The organism is Streptococcus sp. 1032 (assembly GCF_013277015.1).
Lineage (GTDB): Bacteria > Bacillota > Bacilli > Lactobacillales > Streptococcaceae > Streptococcus.
On record NZ_VMMD01000026.1, the window covers coordinates 30,604 to 52,892 of the forward strand.

At 39.4% G+C, this 22,289-nt stretch carries 20 protein-coding genes and 2 pseudogenes; 19 read left to right on the plus strand and 3 right to left on the minus strand.

Annotated elements, in window-relative coordinates; all coding sequences use genetic code 11:
• Window positions 1-160 precede the first annotated feature (160 nt).
• From HT711_RS09065 to ciaH, 12 genes and pseudogenes are all read left to right on the plus strand, one after another.
• Window positions 161-481 (plus strand): PadR family transcriptional regulator, encoded by a 321-nt coding sequence (locus HT711_RS09065; RefSeq protein ID WP_000665422.1) that lies wholly within the window; start codon window positions 161-163, stop codon window positions 479-481.
• Window positions 482-484: 3 nt separating this feature from the next.
• A complete protein-coding gene (locus tag HT711_RS09070) occupies window positions 485-1,300 on the plus strand; it encodes a hypothetical protein (RefSeq protein WP_173233772.1) in 816 nt (271 codons plus the stop codon).
• A 74-nt stretch (window positions 1,301-1,374) separates the two neighbouring features.
• Window positions 1,375-2,301 carry an aldo/keto reductase family oxidoreductase gene (locus HT711_RS09075; protein WP_173233774.1) on the plus strand — a complete coding sequence of 309 codons (927 nt, stop codon included), beginning with the start codon at window positions 1,375-1,377 and terminating at the stop codon, window positions 2,299-2,301.
• 99 nt (window positions 2,302-2,400) lie between these two features.
• A complete protein-coding gene (locus HT711_RS09080; protein WP_000141912.1) occupies window positions 2,401-2,637 on the plus strand; it encodes a DUF2829 domain-containing protein in 237 nt (78 codons plus the stop codon).
• Entirely contained in the window at window positions 2,630-3,328 is a 699-nt protein-coding gene (locus HT711_RS09085) for a 3-oxoacyl-ACP reductase (RefSeq protein ID WP_173233776.1), read from the plus strand. Before HT711_RS09080 ends, HT711_RS09085 begins: the two co-directional genes overlap by 8 nt.
• Window positions 3,329-3,338: 10 nt before the next feature.
• Window positions 3,339-3,818 (plus strand): annotated as a pseudogene (locus HT711_RS09090) (NUDIX hydrolase).
• A gap of 7 nt (window positions 3,819-3,825) precedes the next feature.
• Window positions 3,826-4,555, plus strand: a pseudogene (locus tag HT711_RS09095) (GNAT family N-acetyltransferase).
• Between the two features lie 41 nt (window positions 4,556-4,596).
• Window positions 4,597-5,466: a putative PEP-binding protein gene (locus HT711_RS09100; RefSeq protein ID WP_173250045.1), complete on the plus strand. Its 870-nt coding sequence runs from the start codon at window positions 4,597-4,599 to the stop codon at window positions 5,464-5,466.
• The gene (locus HT711_RS09105; RefSeq protein ID WP_173250046.1) at window positions 5,441-5,881 is read left to right on the plus strand and encodes an ASCH domain-containing protein; all 441 of its coding nucleotides are present in this window, start codon (window positions 5,441-5,443) and stop codon (window positions 5,879-5,881) included. The genes HT711_RS09100 and HT711_RS09105 overlap by 26 nt, the downstream gene beginning before the upstream one ends.
• A gap of 122 nt (window positions 5,882-6,003) precedes the next feature.
• The gene (locus HT711_RS09110) at window positions 6,004-8,550 is read left to right on the plus strand and encodes a M1 family metallopeptidase (RefSeq protein WP_173250048.1); all 2,547 of its coding nucleotides are present in this window, start codon (window positions 6,004-6,006) and stop codon (window positions 8,548-8,550) included.
• 211 nt (window positions 8,551-8,761) lie between these two features.
• Entirely contained in the window at window positions 8,762-9,436 is a 675-nt protein-coding gene (gene ciaR / locus HT711_RS09115; protein ID WP_000590639.1) for a two-component system response regulator CiaR, read from the plus strand.
• Complete coding sequence (gene ciaH, locus HT711_RS09120) at window positions 9,426-10,760, plus strand: two-component system sensor histidine kinase CiaH (RefSeq protein ID WP_173233786.1); 1,335 nt, start codon at window positions 9,426-9,428, stop codon at window positions 10,758-10,760. Before ciaR ends, ciaH begins: the two co-directional genes overlap by 11 nt.
• A 28-nt stretch (window positions 10,761-10,788) precedes the next feature.
• Here the strand turns inward: ciaH and HT711_RS09125 are convergent, their stop codons facing one another.
• On the minus strand, window positions 10,789-11,076 hold the full coding sequence (locus HT711_RS09125) for a DUF3270 domain-containing protein (RefSeq protein WP_173233788.1): 288 nt from the start codon (window positions 11,074-11,076) through the stop codon (window positions 10,789-10,791).
• Between the two features lie 139 nt (window positions 11,077-11,215).
• Between HT711_RS09125 and HT711_RS09130 the strand changes: the two genes are divergently transcribed.
• The 7 genes from HT711_RS09130 (at window position 11,216) to ezrA (ending at window position 21,038) form a co-directional block, all read left to right on the plus strand.
• On the plus strand, window positions 11,216-12,145 hold the full coding sequence (locus HT711_RS09130; protein ID WP_173233790.1) for a peptidase U32 family protein: 930 nt from the start codon (window positions 11,216-11,218) through the stop codon (window positions 12,143-12,145).
• Between the two features lie 199 nt (window positions 12,146-12,344).
• Window positions 12,345-14,795: a bifunctional DnaQ family exonuclease/ATP-dependent helicase gene (locus HT711_RS09135; protein ID WP_173250050.1), complete on the plus strand. Its 2,451-nt coding sequence runs from the start codon at window positions 12,345-12,347 to the stop codon at window positions 14,793-14,795.
• A gap of 36 nt (window positions 14,796-14,831) precedes the next feature.
• The gene (locus HT711_RS09140; protein ID WP_173233794.1) at window positions 14,832-16,055 is read left to right on the plus strand and encodes an FtsW/RodA/SpoVE family cell cycle protein; all 1,224 of its coding nucleotides are present in this window, start codon (window positions 14,832-14,834) and stop codon (window positions 16,053-16,055) included.
• Between the two features lie 10 nt (window positions 16,056-16,065).
• Window positions 16,066-16,620: a DJ-1 family glyoxalase III gene (locus HT711_RS09145; protein WP_173233797.1), complete on the plus strand. Its 555-nt coding sequence runs from the start codon at window positions 16,066-16,068 to the stop codon at window positions 16,618-16,620.
• A gap of 84 nt (window positions 16,621-16,704) precedes the next feature.
• Complete coding sequence (locus HT711_RS09150) at window positions 16,705-17,268, plus strand: HAD family hydrolase (RefSeq protein ID WP_173234117.1); 564 nt, start codon at window positions 16,705-16,707, stop codon at window positions 17,266-17,268.
• Window positions 17,269-17,282: 14 nt separating this feature from the next.
• Window positions 17,283-19,229, plus strand: coding sequence for a DNA topoisomerase (ATP-hydrolyzing) subunit B (gene gyrB, locus HT711_RS09155; RefSeq protein WP_173233799.1), 1,947 nt, complete (start codon window positions 17,283-17,285; stop codon window positions 19,227-19,229).
• 81 nt (window positions 19,230-19,310) lie between these two features.
• Window positions 19,311-21,038, plus strand: a complete 1,728-nt coding sequence (gene ezrA, locus HT711_RS09160) for a septation ring formation regulator EzrA (RefSeq protein ID WP_173233801.1) — start codon at window positions 19,311-19,313, stop codon at window positions 21,036-21,038.
• Between the two features lie 185 nt (window positions 21,039-21,223).
• Here the strand turns inward: ezrA and HT711_RS09165 are convergent, their stop codons facing one another.
• Both HT711_RS09165 and HT711_RS09170 read right to left on the minus strand, forming a co-directional pair.
• A complete protein-coding gene (locus HT711_RS09165; protein ID WP_061439313.1) occupies window positions 21,224-21,523 on the minus strand; it encodes a DUF1827 family protein in 300 nt (99 codons plus the stop codon).
• A gap of 210 nt (window positions 21,524-21,733) precedes the next feature.
• Window positions 21,734-22,186 (minus strand): NUDIX hydrolase, encoded by a 453-nt coding sequence (locus HT711_RS09170; RefSeq protein WP_173233803.1) that lies wholly within the window; start codon window positions 22,184-22,186, stop codon window positions 21,734-21,736.
• Window positions 22,187-22,289 lie beyond the last annotated feature (103 nt).

Sequence of the window (22,289 nt, forward strand, 5' to 3'; positions counted from 1 at the left end):
ACGAAGTCAGTAACCATACATACGGCAAGGCGACTCTGACGTGGTTTGAAGAGATTTTTGAAGAGTATTAACTATTATGCTTTACAAACTAGTGTAGAAGTAGTATACTATAGATGAAGCTACTAGTAGGTATTACAAAATAGATTAGAAGGAGGAAGGGATGAAGGAAACTCAGCTATTAAAAGGTGTTCTTGAAGGTTGTGTCTTGGATATGATTGGTCAAAAAGAGCGATATGGTTATGAGTTGGTTCAGACTTTGCGAGAGGCTGGATTTGATACTATCGTTCCAGGAACTATTTATCCTTTGTTGCAAAAGTTAGAAAAAAATCAATGGATAAGAGGCGACATGCGTCCGTCGCCAGATGGTCCAGATCGGAAGTATTTTTCGTTAACTAAAGAAGGAGAAGAGCGTGTCTCGGTCTTTTGGCAACAATGGGACGATTTGAGTCAAAAAGTAGAAGGAATTAAGAATGGGGGGTAAACCATGACGAAAATGAAGTATTACGAAGAAACAAGCGCTTTGTTGCATGAGTTTTCTGAGGAGAATCAGCAGTATTTTGAGGAGCTGTGGGATAGTTTTAATCTTGCTGGATTTCTCTATGATGAAGACTATCTCAGAGAGCAGATTTATTTGATGATGTTAGATTTCTCAGAAGCAGAACGAGATGGCATGAGTGCAGAGGATTATTTAGGTAAGAATCCTAAAAAAATAATGAAAGAGATTCTCAAGGAAGCACCACGGAGTTCTATCAAGGAGTCCCTTTTGACGCCAATTTTTGTCCTAGCGATATTACGTTACTATCATCTACTGGGTGATTTTTCTAAAGGTCCTCTCTTAACAGTCAATTTGCTTACTTTTTTAGGGCAACTTCTTCTTTTTCTGATTGGATTTGCTCTTGTGGCCACAATCTTACGTTGGGGGCTAGTCCAAGATTCTCCTAAGATGAAAATTGGCACTTATATTGTCGTTGGGATTCTTGTTCTGCTAGTTGTTCTGGGATATGTAGGAATGGCAAATTTCATTCAAGAAGGAGCCTTTTATCTTCCGGCTCCCTGGGATAGTTTGTCTGTCTTTACGATTTCCCTAGTCATCAGTATTTGGAATTGGAAAGAACCGATTTTTCGTCCATTTGTTAGTATGATTATTGCCCATCTTGTGGTAGGTTCTCTGCTTCGTTACTATGAGTGGATGGGCATTTCAAATGTTTTCCTTACAAAAGTTATTCCTTTAGCTGTTCTCTTTATTGGTATCTTTCTCCTGTTCCGTGGGTTTAAGAAGATAAAATGGAGTGAAATATAGTCAAAAAGCCGTTGCAAAGCGGTTTTTTGTTATAATGAAGGGAAGAATGTTAGAAATTAAAGGAGAAAAATTTGATGAGATACATAACTCTTGGTCAAGATGACAAAGAATTATCAGAAATTGTTCTCGGAATGATGAGAATAAAAGATAAGTCTGTAAAAGAAGTTGAAGAGCTTGTAGAAACAGCACTTTCTGTTGGAATCAATGCTTTCGACTTGGCTGATATATATGGTCGTGGTCGTTGTGAAGAACTGTTAGGTCTTGTCCTAAAAAATCGTCCAGATTTAAGAGAAAAGATGTGGATTCAGTCCAAATGTGGCATTCGCATAGAAGAATTTACCTATTTTGATTTTTCTAAGGACTATATTATAAAATCAGTAGACGGTATTTTGCAAAGATTGAAGATTGATCATCTGGACAGCTTGCTTCTTCATCGACCAGATGCTTTGATGGAATCTGACCAAGTAGCAGAAGCCTTTGATCTCCTTTATAAACAAGGTAAGGTTCGAAATTTTGGAGTTTCTAATCAAAATCCTATGATGATGGAGTTGCTTAAAAAAGATGTCAAGCAGCCGTTAGCTGTTAATCAGCTACAATTGAGTGCGGCTTTTACTCCAGGATTCGAATCAGGTTTTCATGTTAATATGGAAGATAGTCAAGCAGCTATGCGAGATGGCAGCATTTTTGAATATTGTAAATTACACGATGTGATCATTCAAGCATGGTCTGTCTTACAATTCGGGTATTTTAAAGGGAATTTTGTTGGAAATGAGAAATTTCAAGCTTTAAATCAAGTACTTGATCGTTTAGCTATTAAATATGGAGTAACCTCTTCAACTATTGCCATTTCTTGGACATTGCGTTATCCAGCAAAAATGCAGGCAGTCGTAGGTACCACAAATCCTAATCACTTGAGAGAAGTTAGCCAAGCGGCAAACTTTAGCTTAACAAGAAAAGAATGGTATGAAATTTATCTTGCAGCAGGGAATAATTTGCCGTAAGTAGAAGCAGATGTAAATAAATCACAGTCAAAAAGCCGTTGCAAAGCGGTTTTTTTGTTATAATGAAGGGAAGAATTATTGATTTTAAAGGAGAAAAACATGACATTTGAAGAAATTCTACCTGGGTTAAAGGCTAAGAAAAAATATGTACGAACTGGTTGGGGAGGTGCTGAAAACTATGTCCAACTTTTTGACACTATCGAGCAAAATGGGGTTGCACTTGAAGTGACACCTTATTTCCTAATCAACGTTTCTGGGGAGGGAGAAGGTTTTTCCATGTGGAGTCCGACACCTTGTGATGTTTTGGCGACGGATTGGGTAGAAGCGCATGACTAAACGTGTACTCATTACAGGAGTGAGTTCAGGGATTGGTCTGGCTCAAGCTCGACTCTTGTTAGAGAAGGGCTATCAAGTTTATGGAGTTGACCAAGGTGAAAATCCACTCTTAGAGGGTGATTTTCACTTTTTACAGAGAGATTTGACCTTGGACTTGGAGCCTATTTTTGACTGGTGCCCTCAGGTGGATGTTTTGTGCAATACTGCTGGAGTGTTGGATGATTATAAACCCCTATTGGAACAATCAGCGCAGGAAATTCAAGAGATTTTTGAAATCAACTACGTTACTCCAGTAGAGTTGACTCGGCATTATTTGACACAAATGCTAGAGAATAAAAAAGGCTCCATTATCAATATGTGCTCTATTGCTTCTAGCCTAGCAGGTGGAGGTGGTCACGCCTATACTTCATCTAAGCATGCCTTGGCTGGATTTACCAAGCAGTTGGCTCTAGATTATGCTGAAGCTGGGATTCAGGTCTTTGGTATCGCTCCAGGAGCAGTCAAGACAGCTATGACCGCTACCGACTTTGAACCAGGTGGTTTAGCGGACTGGGTGGCTAGTGAAACCCCAATCAAACGCTGGATTGAGCCAGAGGAAGTAGCAGAGATCAGTCTTTTCTTAGCAAGTAGAAAAGCAAGCGCCATGCAAGGACAAATCCTTACAGTAGACGGTGGCTGGTCTTTGAAGTAGAAGTAGTTGAATGGAAATCAAAAATCACTTTGGTGTCTATGGTGTTTGCTTTGAAAATGGGAAGTTACTCTGCATTGAAAAAACGAGAGGCCCTTATTAACATCGGTATGATCTACCTGGAGGCAGTCAGCAACTTGGTGAAGGACTGACGGAAACGCTGACTAGAGAAGTTATGGAAGAGACGGGATTTACTGTTAGAAGCTACTCTAATCCTCGAATCTACGATGTTTTCGTCAGGGAAGAGTTAAAAAATTTTATGCTTCACCATGTCATGGCCTTGTATGATGTTAAAATGAATGAGAGTGCACCTCAAGTTACGATTTCGGAAGCTGTGTCTTATGGTGCGAATGATTCACTTGGATATATTTGGATGGATATTCAAGAGATCACAGAAGAAAATGCATCGCCATTAGTCTTGAAGGTTAAGTCTGAATTATTAGGATTTCCAGAACTGGACAAGATCTCTTACATGAATTGGAAGGTGAAGTAGGGGGATAATGGAACTATTTAAAACATGGAAGAAAAATATGGTTCTCTATGGTCTTAAATCTCAAATCGGAACTGTCTACCGAAACAATGATAGGACAACAAGCTTTTATGATGTTGGGAATTTTCTATACCTAGCAGGGGAGTTGGATTCCAGATTTTGGGAAGATTTTGTTAGAAAATATGGTTTAGATTATAAGATTATTATTTCAGAAAATACTAATTGGCAAGATTTTCTGCATCGAAAAGTGGGGCTAAATTCTTTTACTCGCTATTCTTTTAAAGATAAGGCAAATTTTCAAGTTGAATTTTTAAATAATCTAGTTACTCATTTAGAGGAAGGTTACAATATTGTGCCTATTGATAATCATATTTATAACTGCTTTTCTACGGAAGAATGGTCACAGGATTTACAGGGGGATTTTGAATCCTATCAGGATTTTGTTTTAAAAGGTGGATTTGGCTTTGTGATTCTTAAAAATAATGAACTGATTTGCTGGAATTTCCTCAGGGTTAGTTTACCGTGAAGCAGTTGAAGTGGAAGTTGCAACTAGACCGAACGAACAAGGAAATGGATTTGCTAAAAAGCTTGGTGCTGCAATGATTCTAGAGAGTTTAAATAGAGATATGTTTCCACTTTGGGATGCTCATAACGAGGCTTCCAAAAAAGTAGCAGAATTTTTAGGATATGAGTTAGCTGAACCTTATGAAGCTTTTGAACTAGAGGAAAGTTTCATATAATTATATATGATATTGTATCTTTTAAGACGAGGTGAATGGCTATGAAAAATCAACTTGCCCTTAGTGGCGAAAAAATTCTTGAAAAAATTTATCCTCAACTATTTCACCACGTCGGCATGATTCGTGGGGAATATTTGTTGAGAGAGCTTAATCAAAACATCATATTAGCAAGTTGTCAGCAATTTGTAAAAGATTATCTAGAGACTATCTGCTCCCTGTACTCAGATGAAGAAGTTTGGTATCGTTTTTCTGAATTAACGAATACAGAAGCCAATTGTTTAGTGGGGACTAGAGAGTTTTTTGACGAAGGGCATCCCTTGTTTGGATATAGAGGAACTAGGCGTTTGCTGGCGTGTCCGGATGAATTTCAGGCTGAAGCACATGTCGTTACAGAAGTTTATCAAAACAATCCCAATCTATCTGTTATCTTTCCTTTTGTCAATGATGCTGAGCAGTTAAAGCAAGCTATTACAGTATTGCGTCAGCATGGTTTTACTGGGAAAGTTGGCACGATGATTGAATTACCGTCAGCATATTTTGACTTGGATAGCATACTGGAAGCTGGTATTTCAAAGATTGTAGTTGGAATGAATGATTTGACTTCTTTTATTTTTGCCACTGTGAGAAACAGTCAATGGCATGATATGGAAAGTCCAATTATGTTAGATATGTTGAGACAGATGCAGGATAAAGCAAGAAAGAACAAGATTGATTTTGCTGTAGCAGGCTATCTGAATACTTCTTTCATACAAAAAATGAATCAGATGGGGATTGAGTGCATTATCCACTATAGTTCTATTCCAGCGATTTTTAATTTAGAGATTGACCATCCAGACCACCTCAAACGTGTAAAAGAAGAAAGTAAAAAATTACAAAGGAGCACCCATGACACCGCAAGAAATGTGGAATAAATACAAACAAATCAATCCTTCTATCGGAGATGAAATCGATGCCTGGGCTTTTGGAGTGGAAGCCGATCTCTTGGCCGATTTGGTTTTAAGAGGCGAAAAGACGGCAACAGCATCAGCCTACGATCTCTACGCAGTAGAGGACGAACCACTTCCGCAAGAAGGCACCTTTGACATCATTTTAGATAGTCAAAATCAGGCTGTCTGTATTGTCGAAATTACAAAGGTTTCTGTTGAATCTTTCAAGTATGTTTCGGCTGACCATGCATTTAAGGAAGGGGAAGGAGACAAATCCCTAGCCTATTGGCGTCAGGTTCATGAGGATTGTTTCGACGAGTGGCTGAGAGAAGCAGGACTGACTTTTACACCTGAAAGCAAGGTTGTTTTAGAAGAATTTCGCAAGGTCTACCCACTGTAGACTGTTAGAAGGAAGAAAGTTTTGGAAATCGCTGTCCAATCCTTTTTTCTTGGGCAAAACATGATATAATAAGTTTGTTTGAAGAAGAGCTCTAGCTCTTAAACTTAGAATAGGAGAAAACTATGCAAGCAGTTGAACATTTTATTAAGCAATTTGTTCCTGAACATTATGATTTATTTTTAGACTTGAGTCGTGAGACCAAGACGTTTTCAGGGAAAGTGACCATCACTGGTCAAGCACAGAGTGACCGCATCTCCCTCCACCAAAAAGACTTGGAAATCGCTTCTGTAGAAGTTGCAGGGGAAGCTCGTCCATTTACAGTTGACCATGAAAATGAAACCCTTCATATCGAATTGGCTGAGGCTGGTCAAGTTGAAGTGGTTATCGCTTTCTCAGGAAAAATTACAGACAACATGACAGGGATTTACCCATCTTACTACACAGTTGATGGAGTGAAGAAGGAAGTATTGTCTACTCAATTTGAGAGCCATTTTGCGCGCGAAGCCTTCCCATGTGTGGATGAGCCAGAAGCCAAAGCAACTTTTGATCTCTCTCTACGTTTTGACCAAGCAGAAGGTGAATTGGCCTTGTCTAACATGCCAGAAATTGAAGTTGAAAACCGTAAGGAAACAGGTATTTGGAAGTTTGAGACAACACCTCGCATGTCTTCTTACTTGTTAGCCTTTGTTGCGGGTGATTTGCAAGGTGTGACGGCTAAAACTAAAAACGGTACTCTTGTAGGTGTCTACTCAACCAAAGCTCACCCACTATCTAACCTTGATTTCTCACTCGACATCGCCGTTCGCTCCATCGAGTTTTACGAAGATTACTACGGAGTCAAGTATCCAATCCCTCAATCTCTCCATATCGCCCTTCCTGACTTCTCAGCTGGAGCTATGGAAAACTGGGGTCTTGTGACCTACCGTGAAGTTTACTTGGTTGTGGATGAGAACTCTACATTTGCTAGCCGTCAACAAGTTGCCCTAGTTGTGGCACATGAATTGGCTCACCAATGGTTTGGGAACTTCGTTACTATGAAATGGTGGGATGATCTTTGGCTCAATGAAAGTTTTGCCAACATGATGGAGTACGTCTGTGTGGACGCCATCGAGCCAAGTTGGAACATCTTTGAAGATTTCCAAACAGGTGGAGTACCTCACGCTCTTGAACGCGATGCGACAGATGGTGTTCAGTCTGTCCACGTCGAAGTTAAACATCCAGATGAAATCAATACGCTCTTTGACGGAGCTATCGTCTATGCCAAAGGAAGTCGCCTCATGCACATGCTTCGTCGTTGGCTAGGTGATGCGGATTTTGCCAAAGGTTTGCATGCCTACTTTGAAAAACATCAATACAGCAATACAATTGGTCGTGACCTTTGGGATGCCCTTGGTCAAGCGTCAGGACGTGATGTCGCAGCCTTCATGGATTCTTGGTTGGAACAACCTGGTTATCCAGTTCTCACTGTCAAAGTTGAAAATGATGTCTTGAAGATTTCACAAAAACAATTCTTTATCGGTGAGCACGAAGACAAGAACCGTCTCTGGGTTGTGCCACTCAATAGTAACTGGAAAGGCTTGCCTGATACACTTGAAACTGAAAATATCGAAATTCCAGGCTACGCAGCTCTTCTTGCTGAAAATGAAGGAGCACTTCGTCTCAATACTGAAAATACAGCTCACTACATTACCGACTATCAAGGAGACTTGTTGGATGCAGTTCTTGCTGACCTAGTTGAGCTTGATAACACAAGCAAATTGCAAATCGTCCAAGAACGTCGTTTGCTTGCTGAGGCAGGACACATTTCTTATGCTGACTTGCTCCCAGTTCTTGATAAACTTGCTAAGGAAGAATCTTACCTTGTTGTTTCAGCTGTTTCTCAAGTGATTTCGGCCCTTGAGCGCTTTATCGATGAAGGAACAGAAGCTGAAAGAGCCTTCAAAGCATTGGTTGCTAAATTGGCTCGTCATAATTATGACCGTCTTGGTTTTGAAGCTAAAGATGGCGAATCAGATGAGGATGAATTGGTTCGTCAGGTGGCTGTTTCTATGATGATTCGCTCAAATGATGCAGAAGCTAGTCAAGTCGCTAGCCAAATCTTCGCAGCCCACAAGGATCAGCTTGCAGGACTTCCAGCAGCTATTCGCTCACAAGTTCTGATCAATGAGATGAAACATCATGAGACTAAAGACTTGTTAGCACTTTATCTTGATACTTATACTCATGCAACAGATGCTGTCTTTAAACGCCAGTTGGCAGCAGCTCTTGCTTACAGTACAGATGCGGATAATATCCAAAACTTGATTACTTCTTGGAAGGACAAATTTGTGGTCAAACCACAGGACTTGTCTGCTTGGTATTACCAATTCCTAGCTCACCAAGTAACTCAGGAACCAGCTTGGTCTTGGGCGCGTGAAAACTGGGCTTGGATTAAGGCAGCCCTTGGTGGAGATATGAGCTTTGATAGCTTTGTTATCCTTCCTGCTCACGTATTTAAGACTCAGCAACGCTTGGCAGAGTACAAGGAATTCTTTGAACCGCAACTTTCTGACCTTGCTCTTAGCCGTAACATCGGTATGGGAATCAAGGAAATTGCAGCGCGTGTTGACTTGATTAACCGTGAAAAAGCTGCAGTGGAAGCAGTTGTTCTTCAATACGGAACTAAATAATTAAGACTAAATAAAAGAAAACTCAGCTATCTCATGTAATACTCTTCGAAAATCTCTTCAAACCACGTCAGCGTCGCCTTACCGTACTTAAGTACAGCCTGCGGCTAGCTTCCTAGTTTGCTCTTTGATTTTCATTGAGTATAAAATGCAGAAAGTTGAGTTTTTTTTAAGGCAAATTTGGTATAATGGTTTTAATAAGGAGGAGTTTCTCATGATAAAAATCTTATTAGTTGAGGATGACCTAGGCCTGTCAAATTCAGTATTTGACTTTTTAGACGATTTTGCGGATGTCATGCAGGTATTTGATGGAGAAGAAGGTCTCTATGAAGCTGAAAGTGGCGTCTATGATTTGATTTTGCTCGATTTGATGTTACCTGAAAAAAATGGCTTCCAAGTCTTGAAAGAATTGCGTGAAAAGGGGATTACGACTCCAGTTCTGATTATGACTGCCAAGGAAAGTTTGGATGACAAGGGACATGGATTTGAACTGGGAGCAGATGATTATCTGACTAAACCTTTCTACCTAGAAGAACTCAAAATGCGGATTCAAGCCCTTCTCAAACGTTCAGGTAAGTTTAATGAAAATACCTTGACTTATGGAAATATTGTGGTTAATTTGTCAACCAATACCGTTAAAGTCGAAGATACTCCTGTCGAATTGCTGGGGAAAGAGTTTGATTTATTAGTTTATTTCCTTCAAAATCAAAATGTTATTTTGCCTAAGACTCAGATTTTTGATCGTCTATGGGGATTTGATAGTGATACAACGATTTCGGTTGTCGAAGTTTATGTTTCAAAAGTCCGTAAGAAATTAAAAGGAACCACTTTTGCAGAGAATTTGCAAACCTTGCGCAGTGTTGGGTATATTTTAAAAGATGTTCAGTAAACTAAAAAAAACATGGTGTGCGGATGACTTTAGTTATTTTATCCGCAACTTTGGTGTCTTCACTCTGATTTTCTCTACCATGACTCTGATTATTTTACAAGTCATGCATTCGAGTCTTTATACTTCGGTGGATGATAAGCTCCACGGACTGAGTGAAAATCCTCAAGCAGTTATTCAGCTGGCAGTAAATAGGGCAACAGAAGAGATTAAAGATTTAGAAAATGCCGCTACAGATACTAGCAAGACTGAGATAAAACCCAATGTCAGTTCCAATACGGAAGTCATTCTCTTTGATAAGAACTTTACTCAACTTCTTTCTGGAAATCGATTTTTGGGCTTGGATAAGATTGAGTTAGAAAAGAAAGAACTAGGCCATATCTATCAGATTCAGGTTTTTAATAGCTATGGGCAGGAAGAAATCTATCGTATGATTTTGATGGAAACCAATATTAGTTCGGTTTCAACCAATATCAAGTATGCTGCTGTCTTGATAAATACCAGTCAGTTAGAGCAGGCCAGTCAAAAGCATGAGAAATTGATTGTGATTGTGATGGCAAGTTTCTGGATTTTGTCTTTGCTTGCCAGTCTCTATCTAGCTAGGGTTAGTGTTAGGCCCCTGCTTGAGAGCATGCAGAAGCAACAGTCCTTTGTGGAAAATGCCAGTCATGAGTTACGAACTCCACTCGCAGTTTTGCAAAATCGCTTAGAGACCCTTTTTCGTAAGCCAGAAGCTACCATTATGGATGTGAGTGAAAGCATTGCATCGAGCTTGGAAGAAGTCCGAAATATGCGTTTTTTGACGACAAACTTGCTGAACTTAGCTCGGAGAGATGATGGGATTAAGCCAGAACTTGCAGAAGTTCCAACTAGCTTTTTTAATACGACTTTCACAAACTATGAGATGATTGCTTCGGAAAATGATCGTGTCTTCCGTTTTGAAAATCGGATCCATCGCACGATTGTCACAGATCAGCTTCTCTTGAAGCAGTTGATGACTATCCTATTTGATAATGCTGTCAAGTATACTGAAGAGGATGGTGAAATTGATTTTCTTATCTCGGCGACCGATCGCAATCTGTATTTACTTGTTTCTGATAATGGAGTCGGTATTTCGACAGAAGATAAGAAGAAAATTTTTGACCGCTTTTATCGAGTTGATAAGGCTAGAACCCGACAAAAAGGTGGTTTTGGTTTAGGATTATCTCTGGCCAAGCAAATTGTAGACGCCTTAAAAGGAACCATTACTGTCAAAGATAATAAACCCAAGGGAACGATCTTTGAAGTGAAGATTGCTATCCACACACCATCGAAAAAGAAAAAATAAACATATCGCTCCAGATGGGGCGATATGTTTATTTTTTTAGTTTTCGTTTGATAATAGAGCGTTGGACTTTTAAAACAAGTAAGCTGGATACTATTGCTGCAGGTAAGGCGAGCACAGTTGTTAATTTTAATGACAAAAAGATAAAACTAAAGATGGCAATGCAGATACAAAAAACAGCGATATTGACAAAAAATAAAATTTCTTTGAAATTGCTATCAGCTTGTGCTTCAGGTGTATAAGCTTGATAATGAGGAAGTTGCGAGTTTAATTCTTCTTGATAGTCTACCTCATAGGATTGTAATTTTCTTACGGGCATGATTCTCTCCTTAACAGTACATACCTATTTTATCATTTTTTCAGCAGAGAATTATTACAGAAAGGTTACAAAAAGAATAAGGTCCCTTTTCATTTTTAAAGAATAGCTGATTTTGGAGAAATATGGTATAATTTTTCCTATGGAAAAGATTATCATTACAGCAACTGCTGAAAGTATTGAACAAGTTAAACAATTGCTCGAAGCTGGCGTAGACCGTATCTATGTCGGTGAGAAAGATTTTGGCCTTCGTCTGCCAACAACCTTTAGTCATGACCAATTGCGTGAAATCGCTAATCTGGTTCATGATGCTGGTAAGAAATTGATCGTTGCGGTTAACGCCCTCATGCACCAAGGCATGATGGATTGTATTAAGCCCTTCCTCGATTTCTTGGAAGAAATTGAGACCGATTACATTACGATTGGGGATGCAGGTGTTTTTTACGTAGTCAATCGCGATGGTTATTCCTTTAAGACCATCTACGATGCTTCGACTATGGTAACAAGTAGTCGCCAGATTAACTTCTGGGGACAAAAGGCTGGCGCATCTGAGGCTGTTTTGGCGCGTGAAATTCCATCGGCTGAACTCTTCAAAATGCCAGAGATTTTGGAAATTCCTGCTGAAGTTTTGGTGTACGGTGCTAGTGTCATCCATCATTCTAAACGTCCGCTCTTGCAAAACTACTATAACTTTACGCATATCGATGATGAAAAGACGCGCAAGCGTGACCTCTTCTTGGCTGAGCCAAGTGACCCAGAGAGCCATTATTCCATTTTTGAAGACAATCATGGTACCCACATCTTTGCTAATAACGACCTTGATTTGATGACAAAATTAACAGAATTGGTGGAGCATGGCTTTACTCACTGGAAATTAGAAGGTCTCTATACACCTGGTCAGAACTTTGTTGAGATTGCAAAACTCTTTATCCAAGCGCGTAGCTTGATTCAAGAGGACAACTTTAGCCATGACCAAGCCTTCTTGCTGGATGAAGAAGTTCGTAAACTTCACCCTAAAAACCGTTTCCTTGATACAGGATTTTATGATTACGATCCTGACATGGTTAAATAAAGTAAATGATTCGTTGAGAGAAGGAAGATGCAAATATTTCTTCTCTCAATTTTTCGTATTTCTTCACCATTTTCAACAAATCAGTAAGCTAGGATGCTCTGTTTACTGGGAATTTTAATACAAGTAACCTTCTTGAGTTTGAAAATTATCCCATGTTTGCAGGTGCCAAATGGCCCTTTTTTTGGTATAATTTTTTATAATGAAAACGATTGGTAATCGCTATGTTGTGGTGGATTTAGAGGCAACTAGCACAGGTAGTAAGGCTAAAATTATCCAAGTGGGAATTGTCGTGATTGAGGACGGAAAAATCGTTGATCACTATACGACGGATGTCAATCCACATGAACCCTTAGATGCTCATATCAAAGAACTGACAGGATTGACAGACCAACGTCTGGCGCAAGCACCTGATTTTTCGCAAGTTGCCAGAAAAATCTTTGACTTGGTGGAGGATGGGATTTTTGTAGCCCACAATGTTCAGTTTGATGCCAATCTTTTGGCGGAAAATTTATTTTTTGAAGGCTATGAACTAAGAAATCCTCGTGTTGATACGGTCGAATTGGCTCAGGTCTTTTTCCCAGAACTGGAAAAATATAGTTTGCCGATTTTGTGTCGAGAATTAGGAATTCCTCTAAAACACGCCCACACAGCTCTTTCAGATGCCCAAGCTACAGCAGAATTACTCTTATTTTTACGAGAAAAGATGGCCCAACTTCCTAAAGGACTCTTGGAACGCTTGCTGGAAATGGCTGACGCTCTCTTATATGAGTCTTACCTGGTTATTGAAGAAATTTTTCGCAACCAATCTATCCTGACTTCCTCTGACTTGGTCGAAGTTCAAGGGCTATATTTCAAGAAACCTGCAACCCCAAATGAGTCACGAAAACTATCTCAAGATTTTTCTAAGAATATTTCTCTGTTAAATCTTGAAGTGAGGGAGGAGCAAGAACGTTTTGCTAAAGAGGTTGGTTTGCTATTGAAGGATGAGCCTGTATCATTAATTCAAGCGCCGACTGGAATTGGGAAAACCTATGGCTATCTCTTACCCGCTTTGTCCCAAGTGGAAAATCGTCAGATTGTCCTTAGTGTTCCGACAAAGATTCTTCAAAATCAAATCATGGAAGAAGAAGGTAAACGTCTTAAAGAGGTGTTCCATACAGATATTCATTCTTTAAAGGGGCCGCAAAATTACCTGAAGTTGGATGCCTTTTATCGTTCCTTGCAGGAAAATGATGAAAATCGCTTATTTAGACGCTTTAAAATGCAACTCTTGGTCTGGTTGACAGAGACAGAAACCGGAGATTTGGATGAGATTGGTCAGCTCTACCGTTACCAACATTTTCTGACAGACCTTCGTCATGATGGGAAGTTATCTTCTAAAAGTTTATTTGTGACGGAAGATTTTTGGAAACGTAGTCAAGAAAGGGCACAAATCTGCAAACTTTTAGTGACCAATCATGCCTATCTTGTAACCAGACTTGAAGATAATCCTGAATTTGTCAGCGACCGTTTACTGATTATTGATGAAGTCCAAAAAGTTTTGTTGGCCCTAGAAAATCTGCTTCAAGAAACCTACGATATCCAGTCTATTATCGATTTGCTTGATAAGGCTTTACTGGAGGAGCAAAATAAGGTCCAACAACGAATACTAGAAAGTATTCGCTTTGAGTGCCTTTACTTGATTGAACAATTTCAGTCTGGAAAATCTAAGAAAAATATCTTAGATTCTCTTGCCAATCTCCACCAGTATTTTTCAGAACTAGAAGTAGAAGGCTTTGAGGAGCTGGTTCGCTATTTTACAGCTGACCGAGATTACTGGCTTGAAGCAATTGAAACGAGTCAAAAGAAAATTCAGATTTCTTCTACGAAATCAGGCCGTATTCTTCTATCTTCCTTAGTGCCTGATTCATGTCAAGTCTTGGGAGTGTCGGCCACTCTTGAGATTAGTCAAAGAGTTTCTTTGGCAGACCTGTTAGGCTATCCCGAAGCTAAATTTGTTAAGATTGAAGCTTGTAAAAAACAGGATCAAGAAGTGGTCTTGGTCAAAGATTTTCCCCTGGTAACAGAAACCTCCTTAGAAGTTTATGCCAAGGAGGTAGCTGATTTACTGATGGGAGTTCAAGCTTTCCAACAACCGATTTTGGCTCTCTTTACTGCCAAAGACATGCTTCTAGCAGTATCAAATTTACTCCCTGTAAGTCATTTAGCCCAGTATAAAAATGGCGATGTTCATCAACTGAAGAAACGCTTTGAAAAAGGAGAACAACAAATCTTGCTTGGTGCAGCAAGTTTCTGGGAGGGAGTTGATTTTTCAAGCCATCCTTTTGTGATTCAGGTTGTACCAAGACTTCCTTTCCAAAATCCTCAAGAGCCCTTGACGAAAAAGATCAATCAGGAACTAATTCAAGAAGGGAAAAATGCCTTTTATGATTATCAATTGCCAATGGCCATTATTCGTTTAAAGCAAGCTTTGGGAAGAAGTATGAGACGCGAACACCAACGTTCCTTAACCCTTGTTTTGGATAGGAGAATTGTCGGAAAGCGATATGGCAAACAGATAGTAGCATCTCTAGCAAAAGAAGCGACTGTTAAAACCGTCTCTCGATCCGAAGTTGATGAGGCTGTTGATAAATTTTTAAATGAACTTTGATAAATAGTATTGTATGAAAGTATAAGGTTAGTGTATATGAAACGTTCTCTCGACTCTAGAGTCGATTATAGTTTGCTATTGCCAGTATTTTTTCTACTGGTTATTGGCGTGGTGGCTATTTATATAGCTGTTAGTCATGATTATCCAAACAATATTCTGCCCATTTTAGGGCAGCAGGTCGCCTGGATCGCCTTGGGGCTTGTGATTGGTTTTATCGTCATGCTCTTTAATACAGAATTTCTTTGGAAGGTGACACCCTTTCTGTATATTTTAGGCTTGGGACTCATGGTCTTGCCGATCGTCTTTTATAATCCAAGCCTAGTTGCATCAACGGGTGCCAAAAACTGGGTATCAATAAATGGAATTACCCTATTCCAACCGTCAGAATTTATGAAGATATCCTATATTCTCATGTTGGCTCGTGTGATTGTTCAATTTACAAAGAAACATAAGGAATGGAGACGCACAGTTCCGCTGGACTTTTTATTAATTTTTTGGATGATTGTCTTTACCATTCCAGTCCTAGTTCTTTTAGCACTTCAAAGTGACTTGGGGACGGCTTTGGTTTTTGTAGCCATTTTCTCAGGCATCGTCTTGCTATCAGGAGTTTCTTGGAAAATTATTATCCCAGTATTTGTGACTGCTGTAACAGGAGTTGCTGGTTTCTTAGCTATCTTTATTAGCAAGGACGGACGAGCTTTTCTTCACCAGATTGGAATGCCGACCTACCAAATCAATCGGATTTTGGCTTGGCTCAATCCCTTTGAGTTTGCCCAAACAACGACTTACCAGCAGGCTCAAGGGCAGATTGCCATTGGGAGTGGTGGCTTATTTGGTCAAGGTTTTAATGCTTCGAATCTGCTTATTCCGGTTCGAGAGTCGGATATGATTTTCACGGTGATCGCAGAAGATTTTGGCTTTATTGGCTCTGTCCTTGTTATCGCCCTTTATCTCATGCTCATTTATCGTATGTTGAAGATTACTCTCAAATCAAATAACCAGTTCTACACCTATATTTCCACAGGTTTGATTATGATGTTGCTCTTCCACATCTTTGAGAATATCGGTGCTGTAACGGGCTTGCTTCCTTTGACCGGGATTCCACTGCCTTTCATTTCTCAAGGAGGATCAGCTATTATCAGTAATCTGATTGGTGTTGGCTTGCTTTTATCGATGAGTTACCAGACCAATCTAGCTGAAGAAAAGAGCGGAAAAGTCCCATTCAAGCGGAAAAAGGTTGTATTAAAACAAATCAAATAAGGAGAAAATCATGGTAAAAGTAGCAGTTATGTTGGCTCAGGGCTTTGAAGAAATTGAAGCTTTGACAGTTGTGGATGTCTTGCGTCGGGCAAATATTACTTGTGATATGGTTGGTTTTGAGGAGCAAGTGACAGGTTCGCACGCAATCCAAGTAAGAGCAGATCGTGTCTTTGATGGTGATTTATCAGACTATGATATGGTTGTTCTTCCTGGCGGCATGCCTGGTTCTGCACATTTACGGGACAATCAGGCCTTGATGCAAGAATTGCAAAGCTTCGAGCAAGAAGGGAAGAAACTGGCAGCCATTTGTGCGGCACCAATTGCCCTCAATCAAGCAGGAGTGTTGAAAAACAAGAAGTTTACTTGTTATGACGGCGTTCAAGAGCAAATCCTTGATGGTCAATATGTCAAGGAAACAGTAGTGGTAGATGGTCAGTTGACAACCAGTCGAGGCCCTTCGACAGCTCTTGCCTTTGCCTACGAGTTGGTGGAGCAACTAGGAGGGGACGAAGAGAGTTTACGAACAGGAATGCTCTATCGAGATGTCTTTGGTAAAAATCAGTAAAACGGGAGTTATTCTCTCGTTTTTTATGTGGAAAAATCAGGGAAATCATCGCTTTTTTCATAAAAAAATGCTATAATGAAGGGTATGAAATATCACGATTATATCTGGGATTTAGGTGGAACTTTACTGGATAATTATGAAACTTCAACAGCCGCATTTGTTGAAACATTGGCACTGTATGGCGTCACACAAGACCATGACAGTGTCTATCAAGCTTTAAAGGTTTCTACTCCTTTTGCGATTGAGACATTCGCTCCCAATTTAGAGAATTTTTTAGAAAAATACAAGGAAAATGAAGCCAGAGAGCTTGAACACCCGATTTTGTTTGAAGGAGTTTCTGAATTATTGGAAGACATTTCAAATCAAGGTGGCCGTCATTTTTTGGTCTCTCATCGAAATAATCAGGTCTTAGAAATTTTAGAAAAAACTTCTATAGCAACCTATTTTACGGAAGTAGTGACTTCTAGCTCAGGTTTTAAGAGAAAGCCAAATCCTGAGTCTATGATTTATTTAAGAGAAAAATATCAGATTGGCTCTGGTCTTGTCATTGGTGATCGACCGATTGATATCGAAGCAGGTCAAGCTGCAAGACTCGATACCCACTTGTTTACCAGTATCGTGAATTTAAGACAAGTATTAGACATATAAGAAAAAGGAATAAGATGACAGAAGAAATCAAAAATCTGCAGGCACAGGATTATGATGCCAGTCAAATTCAAGTTTTAGAGGGCTTAGAGGCTGTTCGTATGCGTCCAGGGATGTACATTGGATCAACCTCAAAAGAAGGTCTTCACCATCTAGTCTGGGAAATTGTTGATAACTCAATTGACGAGGCCTTGGCAGGATTTGCCAGCCATATCCAAGTCTTTATTGAGCCAGATAATTCGATTACTGTTGTCGATGATGGGCGTGGTATCCCAGTCGATATTCAGGAAAAAACAGGCCGTCCTGCTGTTGAGACCGTCTTTACAGTCCTTCACGCTGGAGGAAAGTTCGGCGGTGGCGGATACAAGGTTTCAGGTGGTCTTCACGGAGTAGGGTCATCAGTCGTTAATGCTCTTTCCACTCAATTAGACGTCCATGTCCACAAAAACGGTAAAATTCATTACCAAGAATACCGTCGTGGTCATGTTGTCGCAGACCTTGAGGTGGTTGGGAATACAGATAGAACTGGAACAACGGTTCACTTCACACCAGATCCAGAAATCTTTACTGAAACAACAACTTTTGATTTTGATAAATTAAATAAACGGATTCAAGAGTTGGCCTTTCTAAATCGCGGTCTTCAAATTTCAATTACAGATAAGCGCCAAGGTTTGGAACAAACCAAGCATTACCATTATGAGGGTGGGATTGCTAGTTATGTTGAATATATCAACGAGAACAAGGATGTAATCTTTGATACACCAATCTACACAGATGGTGAGATGGATGATATCACAGTTGAGGTAGCCATGCAGTACACAACAGGTTACCATGAAAATGTCATGAGTTTCGCCAATAATATTCATACCCATGAAGGTGGAACGCATGAACAAGGTTTCCGTACAGCCTTAACACGTGTCATCAACGATTATGCTCGTAAGAATAAGTTACTAAAAGACAATGAAGACAACCTAACAGGGGAAGATGTTCGTGAAGGATTAACTGCAGTTATCTCAGTTAAACACCCAAATCCACAGTTTGAAGGACAAACTAAGACCAAACTGGGGAATAGCGAAGTGGTCAAGATTACCAATCGCCTCTTCAGTGATGCCTTCTCCGATTTCCTCATGGAAAATCCACAGATTGCCAAACGTATCGTGGAAAAAGGGATTTTAGCTGCTAAGGCTCGTGTGGCTGCCAAGCGTGCGCGTGAAGTCACTCGTAAAAAATCTGGTTTGGAAATTTCCAACCTTCCAGGGAAACTAGCAGACTGCTCTTCTAACAATCCTGCTGAAACAGAACTCTTCATCGTCGAAGGAGACTCAGCTGGTGGATCAGCCAAATCTGGTCGTAACCGTGAGTTTCAGGCTATCCTTCCAATTCGCGGTAAGATTTTGAACGTTGAAAAAGCAAGTATGGATAAGATTCTAGCTAACGAAGAAATTCGTAGTCTTTTCACAGCCATGGGAACAGGATTTGGCGCAGAATTTGATGTTTCGAAAGCCCGTTACCAAAAACTCGTTTTGATGACGGATGCCGATGTCGATGGAGCCCACATTCGTACCCTTCTTTTGACCTTGATTTATCGTTATATGAAACCAATCCTAGAAGCTGGATATGTTTATATCGCCCAACCACCAATCTATGGTGTCAAGGTTGGAAGCGAGATTAAAGAATATATTCAGCCAGGAGCAGATCAAGAAATTAAACTCCAAGAAGCCTTGGCTCGCCATAGTGAAGGACGTGCCAAACCAACCATTCAGCGTTATAAAGGTCTGGGTGAAATGGATGATCACCAATTATGGGAAACAACCATGGATCCCGAACATCGCTTGATGGCCAGAGTTTCTGTGGACGATGCTGCAGAAGCAGATAAAATCTTTGATATGTTGATGGGGGATCGAGTAGAACCTCGTCGTGAGTTTATCGAAGAAAATGCCGTTTATAGTACACTTGATGTCTAAAAAATCGGGAGAAGTAGTTCCCTTGGTCTAAAAAATATGATATAATCATTACGATTGTTTCAAGTAAAAAAGGAGTTTGATATGTCTAATGGACAACTAATTTATTTAATGGTTGCAATTGCAGTCATTTTAGTTCTGGCTTATGTAGTGGCAATCTTTCTACGTAAGCGAAATGAGGGAAGATTAGAGGCGCTAGAAGAAAGAAAAGAAGAACTATACAATCTTCCAGTAAATGATGAAGTAGAAGCTGTAAAAAATATGCACTTGATTGGACAAAGTCAAGTGGCTTTCCGTGAATGGAATCAAAAATGGGTCGATTTATCTCTCAACTCTTTTGCCGATATTGAAAATAATCTCTTTGAAGCAGAAGGCTATAACCATTCATTTCGTTTTCTCAAGGCCAGTCATCAAATTGACCAAATTGAGAGTCAAATTACTTTGATTGAAGAAGATATTGCTGAAATTCGCAATGCTTTGGCAGACTTAGAGAAGCAAGAATCTAAAAATAGTGGTCGTGTTCTTCATGCTTTGGATTTATTTGAGGAACTTCAGCATAGAGTTGCTGAAAATTCAGAACAGTATGGTCAAGCCTTGGATGAAATTGAAAAACAATTAGAAAATATCCAATCTGAATTTTCACAATTTGTAACCTTGAATTCATCGGGTGACCCTGTGGAAGCCGCAGTGATTTTGGATAATGCTGAAAATCATATCTTGGCTTTGACACATATTGTTGATCGTATACCAGCAATTGTAACAACATTATCTAAAGAGCTACCAGATCAACTAGAAGATTTAGAAGATGGTTATCGTAAACTAATTGATGCTAATTATCATTTTGTTGAAACGGATATTGAAGCACGTTTCCACTTGCTTTATGAAGCATTCAAGAAAAACCAAGAGAATATTCGTCAGTTGGAATTGGATAATGCCGAATATGAGAATGGACAGGCACAAGAGGAAATCAATGCCTTGTATGATATTTTTACTCGAGAAATTGCTGCTCAGAAAGTAGTGGAAAATCTACTTGCAACTCTTCCAACTTACCTTCAACATATGAAAGAGAATAATACTTTATTGGGAGAAGATATTGCACGTTTGAGCAAGACCTATTTACTTCCTGAGACAGCTGCAAGCCATGTTCGTCGTATTCAGACAGAATTAGAGAATTTTGAGGCAGCTATTGTTGAGGTAACTTCAAATCAAGAAGAACCAACCCAAGCTTATTCAGTTCTTGAAGAAAATCTTGAGGATTTACAAACTCAACTAAAAGATATTGAAGATGAGCAAATTTCAGTTAGTGAGCGCCTGACACAAATTGAGAAAGATGATATCAATGCACGTCAAAAGGCCAATGTTTATGTCAATCGTCTCCATACTATCAAGCGATACATGGAAAAACGCAATCTGCCAGGTATTCCACAAACTTTCTTGAAGTTATTCTTTACGGCAAGCAATAATACCGAGGATTTAATGGTTGAGTTAGAACAGAAAATGATTAACATTGAATCTGTTACCCGAGTTCTTGAAATTGCAACGAATGATATGGAAGCTTTAGAAACGGAAACTTATAATATTGTACAATATGCAACTTTGACAGAACAATTATTACAGTATTCTAACCGTTACCGCTCATTTGATGAACGCATTCAAGAAGCATTTAACGAAGCTTTAGATATTTTTGAAAAAGAATTTGATTATCATGCTTCATTTGACAAGATTTCTCAAGCATTGGAAGTGGCAGAGCCTGGTGTAACCAATCGCTTTGTTACCTCATATGAGAAAACACGTGAAACGATTCGTTTTTAATAAAAGAAAAAGATTTGATTGTGTGAGGAGCAGAATCAAATCTTTTTCTATAGTAATATCGTGAGCAAAAGGATTCAAAATGATAAAAACGCATAATAGCGGGTTTAGGAACTCTTGCTACTATGCGTTTTATTATGGAAAGACTTATTGGACTTTCTCTCAAATCGAGTTTTTACTCAAGTTCTTTACTTGATTGGGATTGAAATTCCAATCAATTTTTCTGAGTAGAGTGTCTTGATATTGGCCTCATCAATAGATTCCTTATCAATTTTACGTTTCAAGAAAAATTCTTGAATGGTTTCGATTTCAGGCTCACGAATAGCACGGTGTTTATTTGAGATGAGGATTTCATAGTGAAGCGGAGCTTGGGTAAAAATAACATCTGTATTCCCTGCAGAATAAACCTCAACAAGGGTTGCATCGGTACTTTCTAGCTGACTTTTTACAAGTTGCGAGTGTGAGTTTGTCGTATTGATAAGCTTCATAATATTTCCTCCGATTTTCTAATTCTATTATAGCACTTTTTGAATAAAGTCGCTTGATTTATACTCAATGAAAATCAAAGAGCAAACTAGGAAGCTAGCCGCGGGTTGCTCAAAACACAGTTTTGAGATTGTAGATAAGACTGACGAAGTCAGTGACCATATCTAAGGTAAGGCGACGCTGACGTAGTTTGAAGAGATTTTCGAAGAGTATTAGTCAATCTTATGCTGTTTTTTCCAAGATTGGATGGCCCATTTATGACTACCACGTTTGAGATTTTCAATAGCCTCGTCAATAGGGAACCAAGCAATATGATTAAAGTCTTCTAGTGGCTCTTGTACTTCTTTGAAAGAAGTCGCTTCATAGAGGTAGGCAGGATTGTAGTAGTAGGTGTCACGGTGACGAGAGTAGAAATATTCGTCAGCTTGTCCGTAGTAGGTACCAATTTCAGCTGTGAATCCAAGCTCTTCAATCAATTCACGCTTTAGGGCTTCCTGATGATTTTCACCTGATTCAATTTCGCCACCTGGTAAGAACCAAGCACCATTAGGAGCTTGAACTAAAACTATTTGTTTTTGTTCAGCGTCAGGGATAACTGCATACACTCCATAGCGTGCAACATAGTCTGTATTCGCTTTTTTTTCTCCGAAAGTTGGGTTTGCCATTGAATTTTCCTCATTATCTAGTATCGTTATTATTATCATAATGGACAAAGGGCAAGCTGTCAAGAAATTACAGTTATTTTAGTAAAAAAGAAGCAGAAAATTT

Coding starts and splice junctions, on each gene's coding strand:
- HT711_RS09080 (WP_000141912.1), top strand. CDS start 2,401: ATGACATTTGAAGAAATTCTACCTGGGTTAAAGGCTAAGAAAAAATAT.
- HT711_RS09105 (WP_173250046.1), top strand. CDS start 5,441: ATGACACCGCAAGAAATGTGGAATAAATACAAACAAATCAATCCTTCT.
- HT711_RS09110 (WP_173250048.1), top strand. CDS start 6,004: ATGCAAGCAGTTGAACATTTTATTAAGCAATTTGTTCCTGAACATTAT.
- HT711_RS09130 (WP_173233790.1), top strand. CDS start 11,216: ATGGAAAAGATTATCATTACAGCAACTGCTGAAAGTATTGAACAAGTT.
- HT711_RS09070 (WP_173233772.1), top strand. CDS start 485: ATGACGAAAATGAAGTATTACGAAGAAACAAGCGCTTTGTTGCATGAG.
- HT711_RS09165 (WP_061439313.1), bottom strand. CDS start 21,523: ATGAAGCTTATCAATACGACAAACTCACACTCGCAACTTGTAAAAAGT.
- HT711_RS09140 (WP_173233794.1), top strand. CDS start 14,832: ATGAAACGTTCTCTCGACTCTAGAGTCGATTATAGTTTGCTATTGCCA.
- HT711_RS09145 (WP_173233797.1), top strand. CDS start 16,066: ATGGTAAAAGTAGCAGTTATGTTGGCTCAGGGCTTTGAAGAAATTGAA.
- HT711_RS09100 (WP_173250045.1), top strand. CDS start 4,597: ATGAAAAATCAACTTGCCCTTAGTGGCGAAAAAATTCTTGAAAAAATT.
- HT711_RS09085 (WP_173233776.1), top strand. CDS start 2,630: ATGACTAAACGTGTACTCATTACAGGAGTGAGTTCAGGGATTGGTCTG.
- ezrA (WP_173233801.1), top strand. CDS start 19,311: ATGTCTAATGGACAACTAATTTATTTAATGGTTGCAATTGCAGTCATT.
- HT711_RS09065 (WP_000665422.1), top strand. CDS start 161: ATGAAGGAAACTCAGCTATTAAAAGGTGTTCTTGAAGGTTGTGTCTTG.
- HT711_RS09075 (WP_173233774.1), top strand. CDS start 1,375: ATGAGATACATAACTCTTGGTCAAGATGACAAAGAATTATCAGAAATT.
- HT711_RS09150 (WP_173234117.1), top strand. CDS start 16,705: ATGAAATATCACGATTATATCTGGGATTTAGGTGGAACTTTACTGGAT.
- HT711_RS09135 (WP_173250050.1), top strand. CDS start 12,345: ATGAAAACGATTGGTAATCGCTATGTTGTGGTGGATTTAGAGGCAACT.
- ciaR (WP_000590639.1), top strand. CDS start 8,762: ATGATAAAAATCTTATTAGTTGAGGATGACCTAGGCCTGTCAAATTCA.
- gyrB (WP_173233799.1), top strand. CDS start 17,283: ATGACAGAAGAAATCAAAAATCTGCAGGCACAGGATTATGATGCCAGT.
- HT711_RS09125 (WP_173233788.1), bottom strand. CDS start 11,076: ATGCCCGTAAGAAAATTACAATCCTATGAGGTAGACTATCAAGAAGAA.
- HT711_RS09170 (WP_173233803.1), bottom strand. CDS start 22,186: ATGGCAAACCCAACTTTCGGAGAAAAAAAAGCGAATACAGACTATGTT.
- ciaH (WP_173233786.1), top strand. CDS start 9,426: ATGTTCAGTAAACTAAAAAAAACATGGTGTGCGGATGACTTTAGTTAT.